Origin of the sequence: Saccharibacillus brassicae, from assembly GCF_006542275.1 — a bacterium.
Taxonomy (GTDB): Bacteria; Bacillota; Bacilli; order Paenibacillales; family Paenibacillaceae; genus Saccharibacillus; species Saccharibacillus brassicae.
The window spans coordinates 5,425,664-5,439,258 of sequence record NZ_CP041217.1; the positions used below are offsets into that span (position 1 = coordinate 5,425,664).

At 51.3% G+C, this 13,595-nt stretch carries 17 protein-coding genes; 9 read left to right on the forward strand and 8 right to left on the reverse strand.

The window, feature by feature from the left end; translation table 11 throughout:
- Positions 1-151 precede the first annotated feature (151 nt).
- The gene (locus FFV09_RS22695; RefSeq protein WP_141449962.1) at positions 152-355 is read right to left on the reverse strand and encodes a DUF896 domain-containing protein; all 204 of its coding nucleotides are present in this window, start codon (positions 353-355) and stop codon (positions 152-154) included.
- 146 nt (positions 356-501) lie between these two features.
- Positions 502-903, reverse strand: a complete 402-nt coding sequence (locus FFV09_RS22700) for a LysM peptidoglycan-binding domain-containing protein (RefSeq protein WP_141449963.1) — start codon at positions 901-903, stop codon at positions 502-504.
- A gap of 302 nt (positions 904-1,205) precedes the next feature.
- On the opposite strand from FFV09_RS22700, the gene lexA reads away from it, so the two are divergent.
- The gene (gene lexA, locus FFV09_RS22705; protein WP_141449964.1) at positions 1,206-1,832 is read left to right on the forward strand and encodes a transcriptional repressor LexA; all 627 of its coding nucleotides are present in this window, start codon (positions 1,206-1,208) and stop codon (positions 1,830-1,832) included.
- Positions 1,833-1,984: 152 nt separating this feature from the next.
- A complete protein-coding gene (locus FFV09_RS23920) occupies positions 1,985-2,161 on the forward strand; it encodes a hypothetical protein (RefSeq protein WP_170315118.1) in 177 nt (58 codons plus the stop codon).
- Here FFV09_RS23920 and FFV09_RS22710 read toward each other — a convergent pair.
- The 3 genes from FFV09_RS22710 to coaA all read right to left on the reverse strand — a co-directional run bounded on the left by FFV09_RS22710 (position 2,103) and on the right by coaA (position 4,540).
- Positions 2,103-2,495: a hypothetical protein gene (locus FFV09_RS22710; RefSeq protein ID WP_141449965.1), complete on the reverse strand. Its 393-nt coding sequence runs from the start codon at positions 2,493-2,495 to the stop codon at positions 2,103-2,105. The two genes, FFV09_RS23920 and FFV09_RS22710, sit on opposite strands and share 59 nt — an antisense overlap.
- Before the next feature lie 111 nt (positions 2,496-2,606).
- Positions 2,607-3,509 carry a D-alanyl-D-alanine carboxypeptidase family protein gene (locus FFV09_RS22715; RefSeq protein ID WP_246098419.1) on the reverse strand — a complete coding sequence of 301 codons (903 nt, stop codon included), beginning with the start codon at positions 3,507-3,509 and terminating at the stop codon, positions 2,607-2,609.
- Positions 3,510-3,616: 107 nt separating this feature from the next.
- On the reverse strand, positions 3,617-4,540 hold the full coding sequence (coaA, locus tag FFV09_RS22720; RefSeq protein WP_141449967.1) for a type I pantothenate kinase: 924 nt from the start codon (positions 4,538-4,540) through the stop codon (positions 3,617-3,619).
- A gap of 177 nt (positions 4,541-4,717) precedes the next feature.
- Here coaA and FFV09_RS22725 point away from each other — a divergent pair, with 177 nt between their 5' ends.
- Positions 4,718-5,344, forward strand: a complete 627-nt coding sequence (locus FFV09_RS22725) for a hypothetical protein (protein WP_141449968.1) — start codon at positions 4,718-4,720, stop codon at positions 5,342-5,344.
- A 180-nt stretch (positions 5,345-5,524) separates the two neighbouring features.
- On the opposite strand, the gene ilvD is transcribed toward FFV09_RS22725, so the two are convergent.
- Positions 5,525-7,216 (reverse strand): dihydroxy-acid dehydratase, encoded by a 1,692-nt coding sequence (gene ilvD, locus FFV09_RS22730; protein WP_141449969.1) that lies wholly within the window; start codon positions 7,214-7,216, stop codon positions 5,525-5,527.
- Positions 7,217-7,236: 20 nt separating this feature from the next.
- On the reverse strand, positions 7,237-7,902 hold the full coding sequence (locus FFV09_RS22735; protein ID WP_141450596.1) for a GntR family transcriptional regulator: 666 nt from the start codon (positions 7,900-7,902) through the stop codon (positions 7,237-7,239).
- Positions 7,903-8,103: 201 nt separating this feature from the next.
- Here FFV09_RS22735 and FFV09_RS22740 point away from each other — a divergent pair, with 201 nt between their 5' ends.
- From FFV09_RS22740 to FFV09_RS22765, 6 genes are all read left to right on the forward strand, one after another.
- Entirely contained in the window at positions 8,104-8,958 is an 855-nt protein-coding gene (locus FFV09_RS22740; RefSeq protein ID WP_212635452.1) for an excalibur calcium-binding domain-containing protein, read from the forward strand.
- A gap of 436 nt (positions 8,959-9,394) precedes the next feature.
- On the forward strand, positions 9,395-9,775 hold the full coding sequence (locus FFV09_RS22745) for a hypothetical protein (protein WP_141449970.1): 381 nt from the start codon (positions 9,395-9,397) through the stop codon (positions 9,773-9,775).
- A 685-nt stretch (positions 9,776-10,460) separates the two neighbouring features.
- Complete coding sequence (locus tag FFV09_RS22750; protein ID WP_141449971.1) at positions 10,461-10,730, forward strand: hypothetical protein; 270 nt, start codon at positions 10,461-10,463, stop codon at positions 10,728-10,730.
- A 68-nt stretch (positions 10,731-10,798) separates the two neighbouring features.
- Complete coding sequence (locus FFV09_RS22755; protein WP_141449972.1) at positions 10,799-11,206, forward strand: DUF3862 domain-containing protein; 408 nt, start codon at positions 10,799-10,801, stop codon at positions 11,204-11,206.
- Between the two features lie 407 nt (positions 11,207-11,613).
- The gene (locus tag FFV09_RS22760; protein WP_141449973.1) at positions 11,614-11,961 is read left to right on the forward strand and encodes a hypothetical protein; all 348 of its coding nucleotides are present in this window, start codon (positions 11,614-11,616) and stop codon (positions 11,959-11,961) included.
- Positions 11,962-12,403: 442 nt separating this feature from the next.
- Positions 12,404-12,742 carry a hypothetical protein gene (locus FFV09_RS22765; protein ID WP_141449974.1) on the forward strand — a complete coding sequence of 113 codons (339 nt, stop codon included), beginning with the start codon at positions 12,404-12,406 and terminating at the stop codon, positions 12,740-12,742.
- A 53-nt stretch (positions 12,743-12,795) separates the two neighbouring features.
- Here the strand turns inward: FFV09_RS22765 and FFV09_RS22770 are convergent, their stop codons facing one another.
- Positions 12,796-13,500, reverse strand: coding sequence for a hypothetical protein (locus FFV09_RS22770; protein WP_141449975.1), 705 nt, complete (start codon positions 13,498-13,500; stop codon positions 12,796-12,798).
- Positions 13,501-13,595: the final 95 nt, after the last annotated feature.

Consider the following 13,595-nt stretch of genomic DNA (forward strand, 5'->3'; position numbering starts at 1 on the left):
GCGTTTTCCCCCTTAAAATAAGTCACTCTATATATAAGAAAAACCCGCCGGTTCGCGGCACTCCCTTTTCCGCGAACCGGCGAGCCGTTTCCGTTCCGGTAAAGCGCTTGCGGAGCAGGTACGCGCTAGCGAGACCTCATCCGCAAAAAAATCAGTGCAGCTTCGAATCGCTGCCCGGCTCTTCTTCGTCGACCCATTTGATCGTATCGAGTTCCTGCCGGAAATTGCGCCGAACGTTGCCGAGATACACTTCGCGAAGCTGCGCGCGTTCCTGCGCTTCTTCTTCGGTCAAGCCTTCGGCTTTATGTTTACGGGCCAGTTCGTTGATCCGGCCTACCAAAATATCGATATCCATACGTAACCCCTCCTTAATCACCTTGCTTCTATATACTTTCACATGAAAAAAAGAGCTTGTCAAGGCGATAGCCCTGCAAGCTCCTGCGTTTGGATCAGGTGCGTCGATCGGCGTTCCCGCGCGCTTCGCAACCTGGCGAGCGACGATCAGAAATTCGGAAGAATCAGTTCGTCACCCGCGTGGATCTCGCTGCCGCTCAATCCGTTCTTCTGTTGGATGCCGGCGATAAAAATACGGGTGTCCGCGCCTGCCGGCTTGCGGCTCTCGGCGATCGACCACAGCGTATCGCCCGGCGAGACGATGACCGTGCTGACTTCCGCTGCCGGCTTGTCGTTTTGGAACGCGTGCACGACTCCGGTGCCCGCGAACAATCCGATCAGGACAAACAGCAGCAGACGCGCTTTGGCGGTCGTACTTCCGCTTCGCCGATAAGCGGGAAACTTCCGATTATGTAAAAAAGACAAGCTGGAAACGGGTCTGCCGCCGCGCGACTCGGTTGGCGTGCCGGCCGTCTCGTAAATGCTCTTATACGTCGTATATTTTGGCATCTTACACACTCTCCCAAACGTTTGTTCTGCCTTCTGTGAATTAATATAGCACGAACATACGTTTCAGGCAATAGTTTTTGGAACGCTTGTTCGGGAAAATTTGTTCCCCTTTTTATGCGGTCCAAAAAGCGAGCCCGAACGCCCGTTTGCAAAAAGAACGCTTACTTTCGAACTTACGTTTGTACGAACGGAAGTTCTATGCTATAATTTGCGCGTATAGCATTCGACCGTCTGTTCGCATGTTTCGGATGCTCATAACTTGAATGACACTACTATAGATTAATGGATGGGGTTGATACGATATGTCGAAGATATCCATACGCCAACAGGCCATTTTGGAATTTATCCGTACTGAAGTCAAATCCAAAGGGTACCCGCCTTCCGTTCGCGAGATTGGCGAAGCGGTAGGACTCGCTTCCAGCTCGACGGTACACGGACACCTGGACCGCCTGGAGAAAAAAGGGCTGATCCGCCGCGACCCGACAAAGCCTCGCGCGATCGAGCTGCTCGGTCTGGAAGAGTCGGATACGGGCAACCTGTTCGCCTCGACGATCCGGCGCGTTCCGGTCGTCGGCAAAGTCACGGCCGGCGTGCCGATCACGGCAACCGAGAACATCGAAGATTATTTCCCGCTTCCGCAGACGATGGTCGGCGACGATCAGGTGTTCATGCTGTCGGTCATCGGAGACAGCATGATCGAAGCCGGCATCAACAGCGGCGACTACGTCGTCGTACGCCAGCAGCAGACGGCCAATAACGGCGATATCGTGGTGGCGATGACCGAAGAAGACGAAGCGACGGTCAAAACGTTCTACAAGGAGAAGGATCATATTCGCCTTCAGCCGGAGAACCCGACTTACGAACCGCTTCGCTTGACACACGTGACGATTCTTGGCAAAGTCGTCGGTTTGTTCCGTAACTTCCATTGAGTCTGGGAGGATCATCCGACCTTTACCGCTCCAACTAGAAAACTCCCCCGAAATCGGAGGAGTTTTTTTGTGCGATATGGGCGGCTTGCGAATAAGAGTTTCCCGCTTAAGAGGTTCCCGTTCAAATTCCATCTCATTTAAGGAGGATCGTCATGGCCGATCTGATGACTGTTTCTTTTCTACTGTTCGCGGTATCCGCGGTGCTTGGCGGCATTGCCGTCTACCGCCGCCGCCCGCGGCAGGTTCGGATCTACTTCGGCGCGGCGCTGATCAGTCTGCTGCTTGTCTTCGCCGCTCTGGTGGCTCTGTCCCTGTCGGACGGCGCTTGACCGTCGAACCTGTCGGTTGAGGCAGCGCCCGCTGCGTCCGATTCCCGGGCGGGCGGGGCAGCTTGCGCGTGTCCGCCGCCGAAGTGCCGAATCTCGGCGGCGGCGTCTTCGGCCGTTCGTACGCTTTGCGCAGCAGCACGATATGCTGCATCGATGACTTGTCGAGCCAACGGATATAGGCGGCCTGTTCGAGATTGATCAGCGCAATCGTAACTTCGCGAAAAGCCCCGCCGCTGCGGCGGATCAATCGCGCCATCGACAACCAACGGAAAGCGCCCCAGCGATGACGGCGCAAAATGCCAAGAACTTTCAACTCCAGTCCATTCATGTCCACAAACACACCCTCCCGGCCCCTCGATCGAATCGCATCAGGCAGTTCCCTCACAACCGATCGGAACGTATGTTTGTATTATAAGCGAACACGCGTTCTTTTTCCACTCCAAATTCACAGCTTCGGGTAGACGTTCAGCGCGTCGAGGATATGGTAAGGCTTCGTCCACGGCGTTCCGTCCGCTCCCGCAGTGACGAGAATGTACGATCTGCCGTTTTTGACCGCAAGCGACGCCAGGCACAGCCCTGCCGCCCGGGTATAGCCCGTTTTGCCGCCCAAAATTTTGCCGCCTTTGAACTGCAGCGTCGGAGCGCTCTCGGACAGCGTGCTGCGCACGGTTAGTCCGTTCGGATGGCTGTTGGTCGCGCCGATCGCATGTTTCTCCGTCGTGATCAGTTTGCGGAACGTGGCGTTTTTGAGTCCGGCCCGCAGCAGGATCGACATGTCTTTGACGGTCGTATAATGGTTCGGATCGTGCAGACCGGTCACGTTGGCGAAATGTGTATGCGTCATGCCCAGCTTTTTCGCTTTTTGATTCATCTTTTTGACAAATGCCGCTTCCGACCCTGCCACCGCGTAGGCCAGTCCCATCGAAGCGTCCGCCCCGGAAGGCAGCATCGACCCGTAGAGCAGATCGATTCCTTTCACTTTTTCGCCCGGCAGGAAGCCGGCCATCGAAGCGCCTTCTTTTTTGAGCGCGGGAAAAATAGACGCCGGCAGCGTAATTTTCTTCTGTTTGTCCGGCAAGCCTTCGAGCGCCACGAGCACCGTCATCATCTTGGTCATTGAAGCGGGATAGACCTTTTGGTTGATATTTTTTTTCATCCGCATCTGCCCGTTGTTCAAATCGATCAGGATCGCGTTCGAACTGTAGAGGCCGCTCGTAAGATTCGACGCCGACAACAGCGACGACGCAGATCGCGAAGCGACACTCGTCTCCCCGGCAGGCGACGCCTGCGCCGGCTCGGCCGCAGCGGTGCTCCCTCCGATCGCAAGCGCCAGTACCGCCGACAACATCGCTCCTCGTTTGGAACGAACGGCACCCGATCGGCTCTTTTTATACGTAAACAGCGGCAAAACAAACTCCCCCTTCGTTATTTCGACTCTCTTTTTCATACCCCGTCCTACAAATCTTTTAAAAACACGCGGTGAATCTGATGGTCCGGCCCTTTGCTCAGCACCAGGTCGGCCCGGCCGCGCGTCGGCAAAATATTCTCGTTCAAATTGAGCAGGTTGATCGTCTCCCAAATATTCGTCGCGCGCTCGACCGCTTCGCGCTCTGTCAACTCCGCATAGCGGTGAAAATACGAAGACGGATCGCGAAACGCGGTCCGGTGCAGCAGCAAAAAGCGATCGATGTACCAGTTGCGGATTTCTTGCTCCTCGGCGTCGATATAGACGGAAAAATCGAAAAAGTCGCTGACGAACACCGGCTGTCCTTTGCTCACCTGAAGCACGTTGACGCCTTCAACGATCAAAATGTCCGGACTGTCCACGATCTCGCTTCGGTCCGGCAGCACGTCATACGTGACATGCGAATAGACGGGCGCTTCCACCTGACGTTCGCCGGCCCGGACCCGGGTCAGGAAGTCGAGCAGCTTTTTGGTATCGTAGCTTTCCGGAAATCCTTTTCGGGCCATCAGCCCTTTCTCTTCCAGCACCCGCGTCGGATACAAAAAACCGTCCGTCGTGACCAGGTCGACCGTCGGATGGTGCTCCCACCGCGACAGCAGCGTCTGCAGCAGGCGCGCGACGGTGCTTTTGCCGACGGCCACGCTGCCTGCCACCCCGATGATGAACGGCTTATGTACCGGCTCGCAGCCGAGAAAAGCGCTCGTGACCTCGTCCAAATACTGCGCCGCCCGGACTTTGAGATTGATCAGCCTCGTCAGCGGAATATAGATCTCTTCGACCTCTTGCAGCGAAATTTTATCGTTTAACCCTTTGATCCGCTGCAGTTCTTCTTCAGACAACCGTAATGGCGTCCGGCTCCGCAAAGCGGCCCACCGGGCCCGGTCGAATTCGACATAACTTCCGTAAGCATTCATGTTGGACCGATCCCTCACTCACTTAGACAAAGTAACTCTAGTCTATCAAATTGGGGCAGGTTTGAACATGCGAGAATGGCAGGCTGCGAAAAGAAGACCGAAAAAGACCGTGTTTCTCCCTTCTCCCCGATTCTGGTAAACTAAATAAAGTCCCTACCGGGCCAAGGAGGATTAACGATGACTAAACTTTTCCGGGTCATGGCAGCCGCGGCTCTGCTGACCGGCCTGCTGACCGGCCTGCTGTCCGCCTGTACCGCCGATACGCCGGATCCGCTGACCGCTGCGCAAGATATAAGGAAAGCCGAAGACGTGCCTGCAGTAGACACGGCCGAGCCAGGCGAGGTAACGGATGCGCCAGGTCTGACCGTGCAGCAGTTCGAAGAACGCTTCAATACAAAAGCCGCGGAAGTCGGAGCGAAAATGAATCTGGAGCCTTCGACATTCTCGCAAGGATCGATCCCAAATACGTTTCAATATGCGATTACCGCCAATCTGATTCTGACCGGCACGCTCAATCCGGCGGACGATTCGGTACGTGCCGCAAGCCTGCTGACGCAGGGCGACGGCAGCGAAGCGACGAGCGCGCACTTTTTTACCGCAATGTCGCTCGTCATGCTTACGATGGACCCGAGCCTCGATCTGGATCAGGTCACCGAAATTGCCGACTCTCTCAAGATGACGGAAGCGGATGCCGATTTCTCTTCCATTAACGAGACTACCGAACGCAGCGGTCTGCGCTACCGGATCGAAGGTTCAAAAGAAGGCGCCGTGCAGTTCAGTGTCGAAATCCCCCTCGATAATTGAAGCGGATTGTTCCAGCGGTCTTCAGGCGAGACATCCCCGCGCGTCAGAAGACATCCGGGCGAATGAGGCAAGACGTTCGCGGCAGCACGCAAAAAGGCTCTCCGGATATCCCGGAGAGCCTTTTCCTGTTCGCCTATCCCCTATATACCATTCCAAACGTTCAAACGTCAGATGCGGCGCTTACTCGAACAGGTCGGTAACGGCGCCTTTCGAAGCGGAAGACACCTGTCTCGAATATTTGGCGAGCACGCCGGAGTTGACTTTGAACGGCGGCTGCACCCAAGCCTGTTTGCGGGCCGCCAACTCTTCATCTGTCACTTCGAACGTGATCTGCTGCGTCTCGCTGTCGATAACGACCGTGTCGCCGTTCTTCAGCAGTCCGATCGGTCCGCCTACCTGTGCTTCCGGCGAGACGTGCCCGACGACGAAGCCGTGCGAGCCGCCCGAGAACCGGCCGTCCGTAATAAGAGCTACCGCTCCGCCGAGTCCTTTGCCGACGATCAAAGCGGTCACGGACAGCATTTCCGGCATGCCGGGTCCGCCTTTCGGTCCGCAGTAACGAATGACGACGACGTCGCCTTTGTGGATTTGGTTTTGCAAAATGGCTTCCGTCGCTTCGGCTTCGCTGTCGTACACTTTGGCCGGTCCGACGAAGCGCTGGATCTTCATGCCGGACATTTTGGCGACGGCGCCTTCGGGAGCGAGGTTGCCTCGCAGCACGACGAGCGGTCCGTTCGGCTTCAACGGCTTGTCGAGCGGACGAATGATCGTCTGATCCGCTTGCAGCCCGGACGCTTCGGCCAGATTCTCGGCAATCGTCTTGCCGGTTACGGTCAGGCAGTCTCCGTGCAGCAGTCCTTCGGCAAGCAGCAGCTTCATGACGCCGGGAATGCCCCCGATATCGTTCAGATCCTGCATGACGAACTGGCCGCTCGGCTTCAGGTCCGCCAGATGGGGAACGCGCAGACGGATTTCTTCGAAATCGTCCAGCGACAGATCGACGCCGGCCGAGTGGGCAATCGCAAGCAGATGCAGGAACGCGTTGGTCGATCCGCCCAGAGCCATAACGACGGTAATCGCGTTCTCGAACGCTTTCTTCGTCATGATGTCACGCGGGTAGATCTCCTGCTCCAGCAGCGCGATAACCTGTTTGCCCGCTGCGGCACATTCCTCGGCTTTGCCCGGCGAAATCGCCGGCGTGGACGAAGAACCCGGCAGGGTCATGCCCATCGCTTCGGCCGCAGCCGCCATCGTGTTGGCCGTATACATACCGCCACATGCGCCGGGACCCGGACATACGCTGCATTCGACTTTGTGCAGTTCTTCTTCCGTCATCTTGCCGTCGTGATACAGGCCGACCGCTTCGAAAGCGGTGACGATATCGACGTCTTTGCCGTCAAGCTTGCCAGGCTGGATCGTTCCGCCGTAGACATACACGGCAGGCACGTTCAGACGGCCAATCGCCATGAGGCAGGCCGGCGTATTCTTGTCGCAGCCGCCGATCGCCACGATTCCGTCGAACCGTTCCGCGCCCGTCACGATTTCGATCGAATCCGCAATGGCTTCCCGGCTCGGCAGCGAGAACAACATGCCTTCGTGGCCCATCGAGATGCCGTCGGATACCGTAATCGTATTGAAAATGAGCGGTGCGCCGCCGTTGTCGCGCGCGCCCTGCTTGGCATGGACAGCCAAGTCGTTAATATGCATATTACACGGAGTCACTTCGCTCCAGGTGCTGGCTACGCCGATCATCGGCTTCTTGAAATCTTCGTCCGTAAATCCGACCGCGCGAAGCATGGCTCTGTTCGGTACCCGATTGGCACCCTCGCTAATAACATGACTGCGAATCCGAAGATCTTTTCCGTTGGCCATTTCTTCTCACTCTTTTCCGTTTAGAGTAGCTCGTGCAGTTCTTGCATGGGACGAATAAAATTCCGCTTCATGATCTCTTGGGCCCGCTTGCCGTCGCGTTGTTCAAAAGCCTCGATAATCGCCGCATGTTCGTCGACCGAAGTCTGCGTCTCGGCGATCGGCTGTTTGAGAAACACGTACTTGAACCGCCGAATATGGATCTGCAGCGAAGCGCTGAACGACGACACATAAGGATTGCGCGACAGTTCCACAATCAAGTTGTGAAACTGTTCGTCGACCTCCATCGCCAGATAGGCGTCGTCGCCGCGGATACAATCCGCAAAATCGAGATTGATCGCGCGCAGCCGCTTAATCTGCTCGGGCGTAATGACGGCTGCGGTCGTCTCCGCCGCAAGCGATTGCAGCGCCGCCATTGTGGAATACATGTTCAAAATGTCGCCGCGCTCGATCTCCGTCACTTTCGTTTCCTTGCCGGGATGCATCGAGACAAGTCCCTGCGCTTCAAGCAGCTGAAACGCTTCGCGAATCGGCGTCCGGCTGACCGCAAGCGATTCCGCCAACTCCGCGTCGATAATCTTCTCCCCCGGCTGCAGCGTACCGTCAATGATCCAACGTTGAATTTGCGAGAATGCCCTTTCTTTCGCGGACATCCGCACGGGCGAAACGAAATTTTTGGGTATCGGGATAATGATCATCCTTACTTCATTCGTTATGTATGCAATATATCGCATAAATATATGTAATGCAAGTACGGGTAAACAATAATGGGTTGAAAGAGTTGGGAGAATGAATTTGTATTTTCGCTAAACAAATAACATTTTGAGGCATAAAGAATATATAATACCTAAGGTAGATATAGAAACAGATTGCATAGAGGGGGAAAAGGGTTGAAGTGGCTTAAAATTTTGGGATGGATTTTCATTCCGTATATCATGATTTGGTTTGTATGGAAAAGGTTTGGCGTTGTCAAAAGAACGGTCGGCGTCCTCTGGGCATTCTTTATTCTTCTCCTAACCGTTACGCCAAAAGAGGCGGCCGTCGAACCGGTCACCGCAACAACATCCGTAAAAACGGAAGCGGTACAATCACAGCCGGCACAACCAGCCAAATCAAAATCGCTCGTCTCGGATATACCGAAGGCTGCAGCTAAGTCAGAGGTTCCCGTCGCAAAACAGGAAACTCCAAAAGAGCCGACCGCAGCTGAATGGCAGGCCAATCACAAAAAAATCGTAATGAACGAAACTCAAAGTTATATCGAGTTATCCGTCCGGCAGACTTTATCCAAAGACCGATACGAATCTGCCGTTGACGTCGTTAAGACTTATGCAGACAAAATTGACGATGCAGACAAAGCTTCTTTTCAAAAACTGGCAGCAGCCGTTGAAGCGGACGACCTTGAAGGTGCAAAAAAGATTTATACTTCCATAGGAGGGGAATATTTTTCGGAACTTAAGGCTGCCACTCCAACCCCGATCATAAAGGAAGCTCCGAAAAAGGAACCAGCTGCTTCTCCGGCGCCTGCTCCTGTAAAAGAAAAGCAGCCGGAACCGAAGTCGGAACTGAAACCCGCCCCTGCAGCTGCCGCTGTTGAACCTGAACCCGAAGCTGCACCTGTTCCGGACGTTTATTTCGCAAATTGCGACGCCGTTCGTGCGGCGGGAGCAGACCCGATTTATGAAGGTGATCCGGGTTACTCCCACAAATTGGACCGTGACAGAGACGGTGTAGGCTGCGAAAAATAATAAAGAGATTCGCCGGCTGTGTGCCGAGCGGATCTCTCTTTTTGTATGCTAAATTTCGGATGCTTTACTTAAAGCGGTTCAAAAATATCGTAAAATCAAGAACTCCCACCGCAAGCATCTTTTAAAGTATTATAAAGATAAATGTATTTATAGCGGAGAGCAATATTAAAAAGCTTAACTCCTTATCTTTCGTTTCGACAAATAGTCCCCCTCTCACCAACTGCTCTTCTTTTACTGCTTCAAGTTGGGATTTAATCGCTTCTCAGTCTGTTCAGAAGCAATAAACGTACCTTCCAATTATACTGTATATCATGCCAATGGATCTCAGACACTTACTACCAGCAGCATATATAAGTGATTGTTATTATTCAGCTTATAACACATGATATTACTTATACTCATCGCTCATAAGATGCGTACAAAAGGATGTGATCAAATGAAAAAAGGAAAAAAAACGATGCTGGCATTTGGAGTTTTGATTGTATTGTTGCTTTTTTCAGGATTTCTTATAGCCCATTTCCAGCAAAATAATTCCCGTTCCATTCTTTCCGTTGAAGAGCTGGCAATTAACGAAGCTTCACTGGACGAACATTCTTTATCTATTCGAGGCAGCATTTTGGCAAGCGCAAAAAGTTATAGAGGTTATCATTATACGATCAAACAAAACGATGCGTATATTCAGATTGAAGGAGGACTTGTTACTAAAAAATATCCAAGCGGAGATTTTAACATCACCATAGAGGATCCGGATTTGAAAAACGTTAAGGCGGTCTATATTAAAAGCAAAAATCGAGAAAAGCATGTTGGTCCGTTTTGATCTTCTGCTCCTTTTCTTTCACATGTGCGATTGAAACGGATGCAGTTGCTAGAACTGATCCGTCTCGCTGATCCGCGAAAGGCTGATGCCGCAGCCTACCATCTTTAGACAAACATTTTGCCCGCTTGCTTTTGTATCGAAAAGCTTTGTTCAATAGATGTTTTCGGTGACGTGTACAGTTACGTCACCAAAAAAATCGAAAGACGTGGTATAGACAATTTTAGCGCATATTTAAATCAATAACTCGAATGCTTCTTTTCCCGTGGTCAAAATGTGGTCACGAGTTACATAAGATAACGCAAAAAAAGCCGCAGCAAGAATGTGCGGAAAGCACAATCCTTGCTGCGGCTGGGATTACGAATTCTAGTAAAGCGTCATATACTGATCGCGTTCCCACTGGTGGACCTGCGTACGGTTTATGTTCCCTGCTTTCAAACCGTATTGTATTATGCCTAAAATGCTTGTTTTATAGGGATGTATTCAATTTCACTTTTCATTTTGTATCATATCATTTCAAACCTTTGTGGGCATCATGTGGGCACTTTTGTGGGCACCCAAATGATCCTAGTATAATAGAAGGAAACCTTCTCCAGAGTTCGATATCTGGGGCAGGTTTCTTCTCTTCTATTTATAAGTTCAGAATATGGTCAGCGTATAATCACGCATTCTGAGAGGAGAAAATAAGATGAACGAAACTCAAAACCCAACTAATTTCGAATTTTTTAAAAAGGTGATGAGCGATCGCCTGAACTGGATCGAAGGAGATGACTCATTCAAGCGGAGAGAGGCGTCAGAAATCTTAGCGCTCTATTTGGAAAACTTTCTTCATGTCGTCGATCAAGACGAGCACGACATCTGGCCGGCGCAATCACAAAAAGACGCGTACATCGTCGAGTGCACGCGCGCCTACATGGAGGCTTATCAAGAATATATCAAAGAAATACGCAAATATTAGATAGCCACCCCCCCTCTATTTTGGTAAACTCTCACCAATGAAGCCCAACAGAATTCAGGAGGGGAATCGTGCTCTTTCTTATTATCGGCGTCGTGCTCGCACTATATTTCAGCGTACTATTGGCAAGGCAGATTAAAGCAAAGCAATGGAAAGTCGCCCGCCTCTCCGCCGTCATTGTTACAGCCGGGTTGGCAGGCATTGTCACGGGGTTGGTTATGCTTTCAAGTTCCGGAGATTCACATTCCGGAGAAATCACATTAGAAGAGTACGATCAGATACAAATAGGCATGACATATAAAGAAGTTGTTGATATTATCGGCGCACCTGGGAAAAAGACCGACGTCGTCAAAACTGAAAGCGGAGAAACAGGAGTGACGAATTACATTTTTGAAAGAAATGACGGGTCAAAGCCTGACGTTACGCTATATTTCAAAGACGACGAACTGATCATTAAATCCCAAATGCTTTTCAAATAAAAAAGCTCCGTTCGGCAACGCGCCGGCGGAGCTTTTTAATGGTCCGTCCAGTACTCGATTCCGGATCCCGAGCGTTCCTCGCGGAATTCATCCCGCGGAACTTTGTTTGTCAGTCGAATAGACTTCTCCCCGCCTCGCGGCTCCCAATCCACATATCCTTCCTCGCGCAGCTCCACGAGTGCCGCACGGATCGCATCGAGACTTCGTCCAGTCCGGACTAGTAGCTCATGCTGCGTCGGCGCACGCCCGTACGATGTCCAGTGCGCACGCAAGACACGATATACCTTATCCTTTGTATCCATAAGATCACCCTTCAATATTTTAACACAACGTTCCCCTTTCGTTCGCTTAACATTTGTTAAGTTATATTGTATAATAAAAATATCAAATGAGGGGAAGTGATCGGGATGAACGTAATCAGCAGCCAACGCCACATCGATTGGGAGATTGTAACAAGTAAAGAGGAATCGGTTCGTGGCGCTGGTGAGGTTACCCTCCCGGTTGTCCTTGTCGGAGAATACAACGGTTCCCCGCTTTACGTACTAGTCGATGGCCATCATACACGCGAGGCAGCAAAGGAAGTTGGAGTAGCGGTTGTTTTCGAAGAAATGAGTCGAGCTGATGCCGGCGTTAGCTACGATGCCGATCTGACTCAAGCGCTCGAAGAAAAGTATATGGGCAGCGACTACTATTGGATTACTGGAGATCGTGTTGAGCGGGACATCATCGACGAAGAATGGGAGCTGATGAAATGAATAACCAATGGATAGGCAGCGGACTCTGGTCCGGATGGAAGATCACAACCGACCACGCGGCCAGTAGCCACGGACAGCCCGTGCTTGTTGCGCCTGATGGTAAAGCATACGGACCCGGCGACATTGCCGCTCCCCGCCCCCTTCTCCGTGCTGCTGACGTGGCTCGCGAGCTTGGGGTTAGTCGACCGGCAGTGTCGCAGTTACGAGATGCCGCCCGGAAGCCGGAATATCGAGGCTCCTTTCCAACCGAAGTCTCTGAGGGTCTTTGGGATCCGGATGCAATCAAGGCTTACCGAATTCAACGCGAGGCGACTGCGGAATGATTCGGAACTGTGTCATCTGCGGAACTGCCTTTAAGGCTTCTCCAAGCGATCGGAAATCTACCTGCGGCGATCTGGCATGCCGCAGTGAGCGCGCTCGTCGAGCAAGATTGGGACGAGGTATGCCGTGGAACAATGAGAGCCGGCAACGACTGGCTGCACGAGGCAAGACGCCTAACTTACAAAAAGGGACGGCTGCCGCTCAGCAAAGCCCAATCGCCGGTCCTTTTGAGACACACCGCGATGCTCTGATCTGGACGATACGATCGCCTGACGGTGTAGAGCATACGGTGCGTAATCTGAGCCTCTGGCTGCGCGAGCATGCTGATCTGCTGGACGGGACACCGGAGCAAGCGCGGGCCGGGCTTATGCAGGTGAAGCGATCAATGGAAGGCAAGACCAAGCGGCCGGTCGGCTCCTGGAAAGGTTGGCGACTCATTGACTGGCAAGAACCTGAGTGAGCAAAATCCTACCACAGAATCAAATCTGGGTAGGATTTTTGATTTAACCTCATTTAAGGGATTCTTCGAATTTCCCTTTTGATAATTTTCTTTTTTTTATGAGGATTTTTAAAATCTATGATTCTCCAAAAGCCATCAGCTATATATATTCCCATCCTCCCTCTCTTTTTTACTACTCCAGATTTTAAATGTCCAATAATTGCTTTTGTTATTTTAGTTTGAATAAGGAATGGAATAGTGAAGAATTGAAGAACCTCTTTCCAGCTAAACTCAAAAACAAAAACAATGACAGAAAACAAAATCCAATAAAATACATCTAGGTATTCTAAAAGAACTCGGCTTGCTGAAATCAGGTCGCTATTATGCCTTTCTCGCAGCACAAAGATGCAAGTTACCGCACTAATTCCGAATAATATGACTGCTATAAAAACAAGTTCTTGAATTAAAGTGAAAGTAGATGGATTAAATGAAATCATTGAGAGAACAATAACTACTATGCCTACCGGAAGGATGAATATATGATAGAAAGATTTAAGATATAAGAAGTCTTTTTTTCTAACATGTACAAAATACAGGCTCATTATCACGGTATAAATTCCAATCGAGACTACCATCCACGGTGAATTGTGAAACTCTGTTTTAATTCTTTCAAAATTCTCACCAAATAAATTAATCGCAGCCAAAACGAGAATAAGAAGCACTGCTAAATAACTAATAACAATTAAAGCAGCTAGAGCGATAGCCTTGATTTTCTTCATCCAATCCTCCTTAGAATTTCATTTATATATCTTCATATACATTTTCTCTCAAAGAAAGTGATTTAGCAAATATAAAGGTCTTTTCTCCTTTTGAA

Excerpts from the sequence above, each read along its gene's own strand:
- FFV09_RS22700 (WP_141449963.1), bottom strand. The coding sequence starts at position 903 with ATGCCAAAATATACGACGTATAAGAGCATTTACGAGACGGCCGGCACG.
- coaA (WP_141449967.1), bottom strand. The coding sequence starts at position 4,540 with ATGAATGCTTACGGAAGTTATGTCGAATTCGACCGGGCCCGGTGGGCC.
- FFV09_RS22760 (WP_141449973.1), top strand. The coding sequence starts at position 11,614 with ATGAACGTAATCAGCAGCCAACGCCACATCGATTGGGAGATTGTAACA.
- ilvD (WP_141449969.1), bottom strand. The coding sequence starts at position 7,216 with ATGGCCAACGGAAAAGATCTTCGGATTCGCAGTCATGTTATTAGCGAG.
- FFV09_RS22765 (WP_141449974.1), top strand. The coding sequence starts at position 12,404 with ATGCCGTGGAACAATGAGAGCCGGCAACGACTGGCTGCACGAGGCAAG.
- FFV09_RS22745 (WP_141449970.1), top strand. The coding sequence starts at position 9,395 with ATGAAAAAAGGAAAAAAAACGATGCTGGCATTTGGAGTTTTGATTGTA.
- FFV09_RS22750 (WP_141449971.1), top strand. The coding sequence starts at position 10,461 with ATGAACGAAACTCAAAACCCAACTAATTTCGAATTTTTTAAAAAGGTG.
- FFV09_RS23920 (WP_170315118.1), top strand. The coding sequence starts at position 1,985 with ATGGCCGATCTGATGACTGTTTCTTTTCTACTGTTCGCGGTATCCGCG.
- lexA (WP_141449964.1), top strand. The coding sequence starts at position 1,206 with ATGTCGAAGATATCCATACGCCAACAGGCCATTTTGGAATTTATCCGT.
- FFV09_RS22715 (WP_246098419.1), bottom strand. The coding sequence starts at position 3,509 with ATGTTGTCGGCGGTACTGGCGCTTGCGATCGGAGGGAGCACCGCTGCG.
- FFV09_RS22725 (WP_141449968.1), top strand. The coding sequence starts at position 4,718 with ATGACTAAACTTTTCCGGGTCATGGCAGCCGCGGCTCTGCTGACCGGC.
- FFV09_RS22770 (WP_141449975.1), bottom strand. The coding sequence starts at position 13,500 with ATGAAGAAAATCAAGGCTATCGCTCTAGCTGCTTTAATTGTTATTAGT.
- FFV09_RS22695 (WP_141449962.1), bottom strand. The coding sequence starts at position 355 with ATGGATATCGATATTTTGGTAGGCCGGATCAACGAACTGGCCCGTAAA.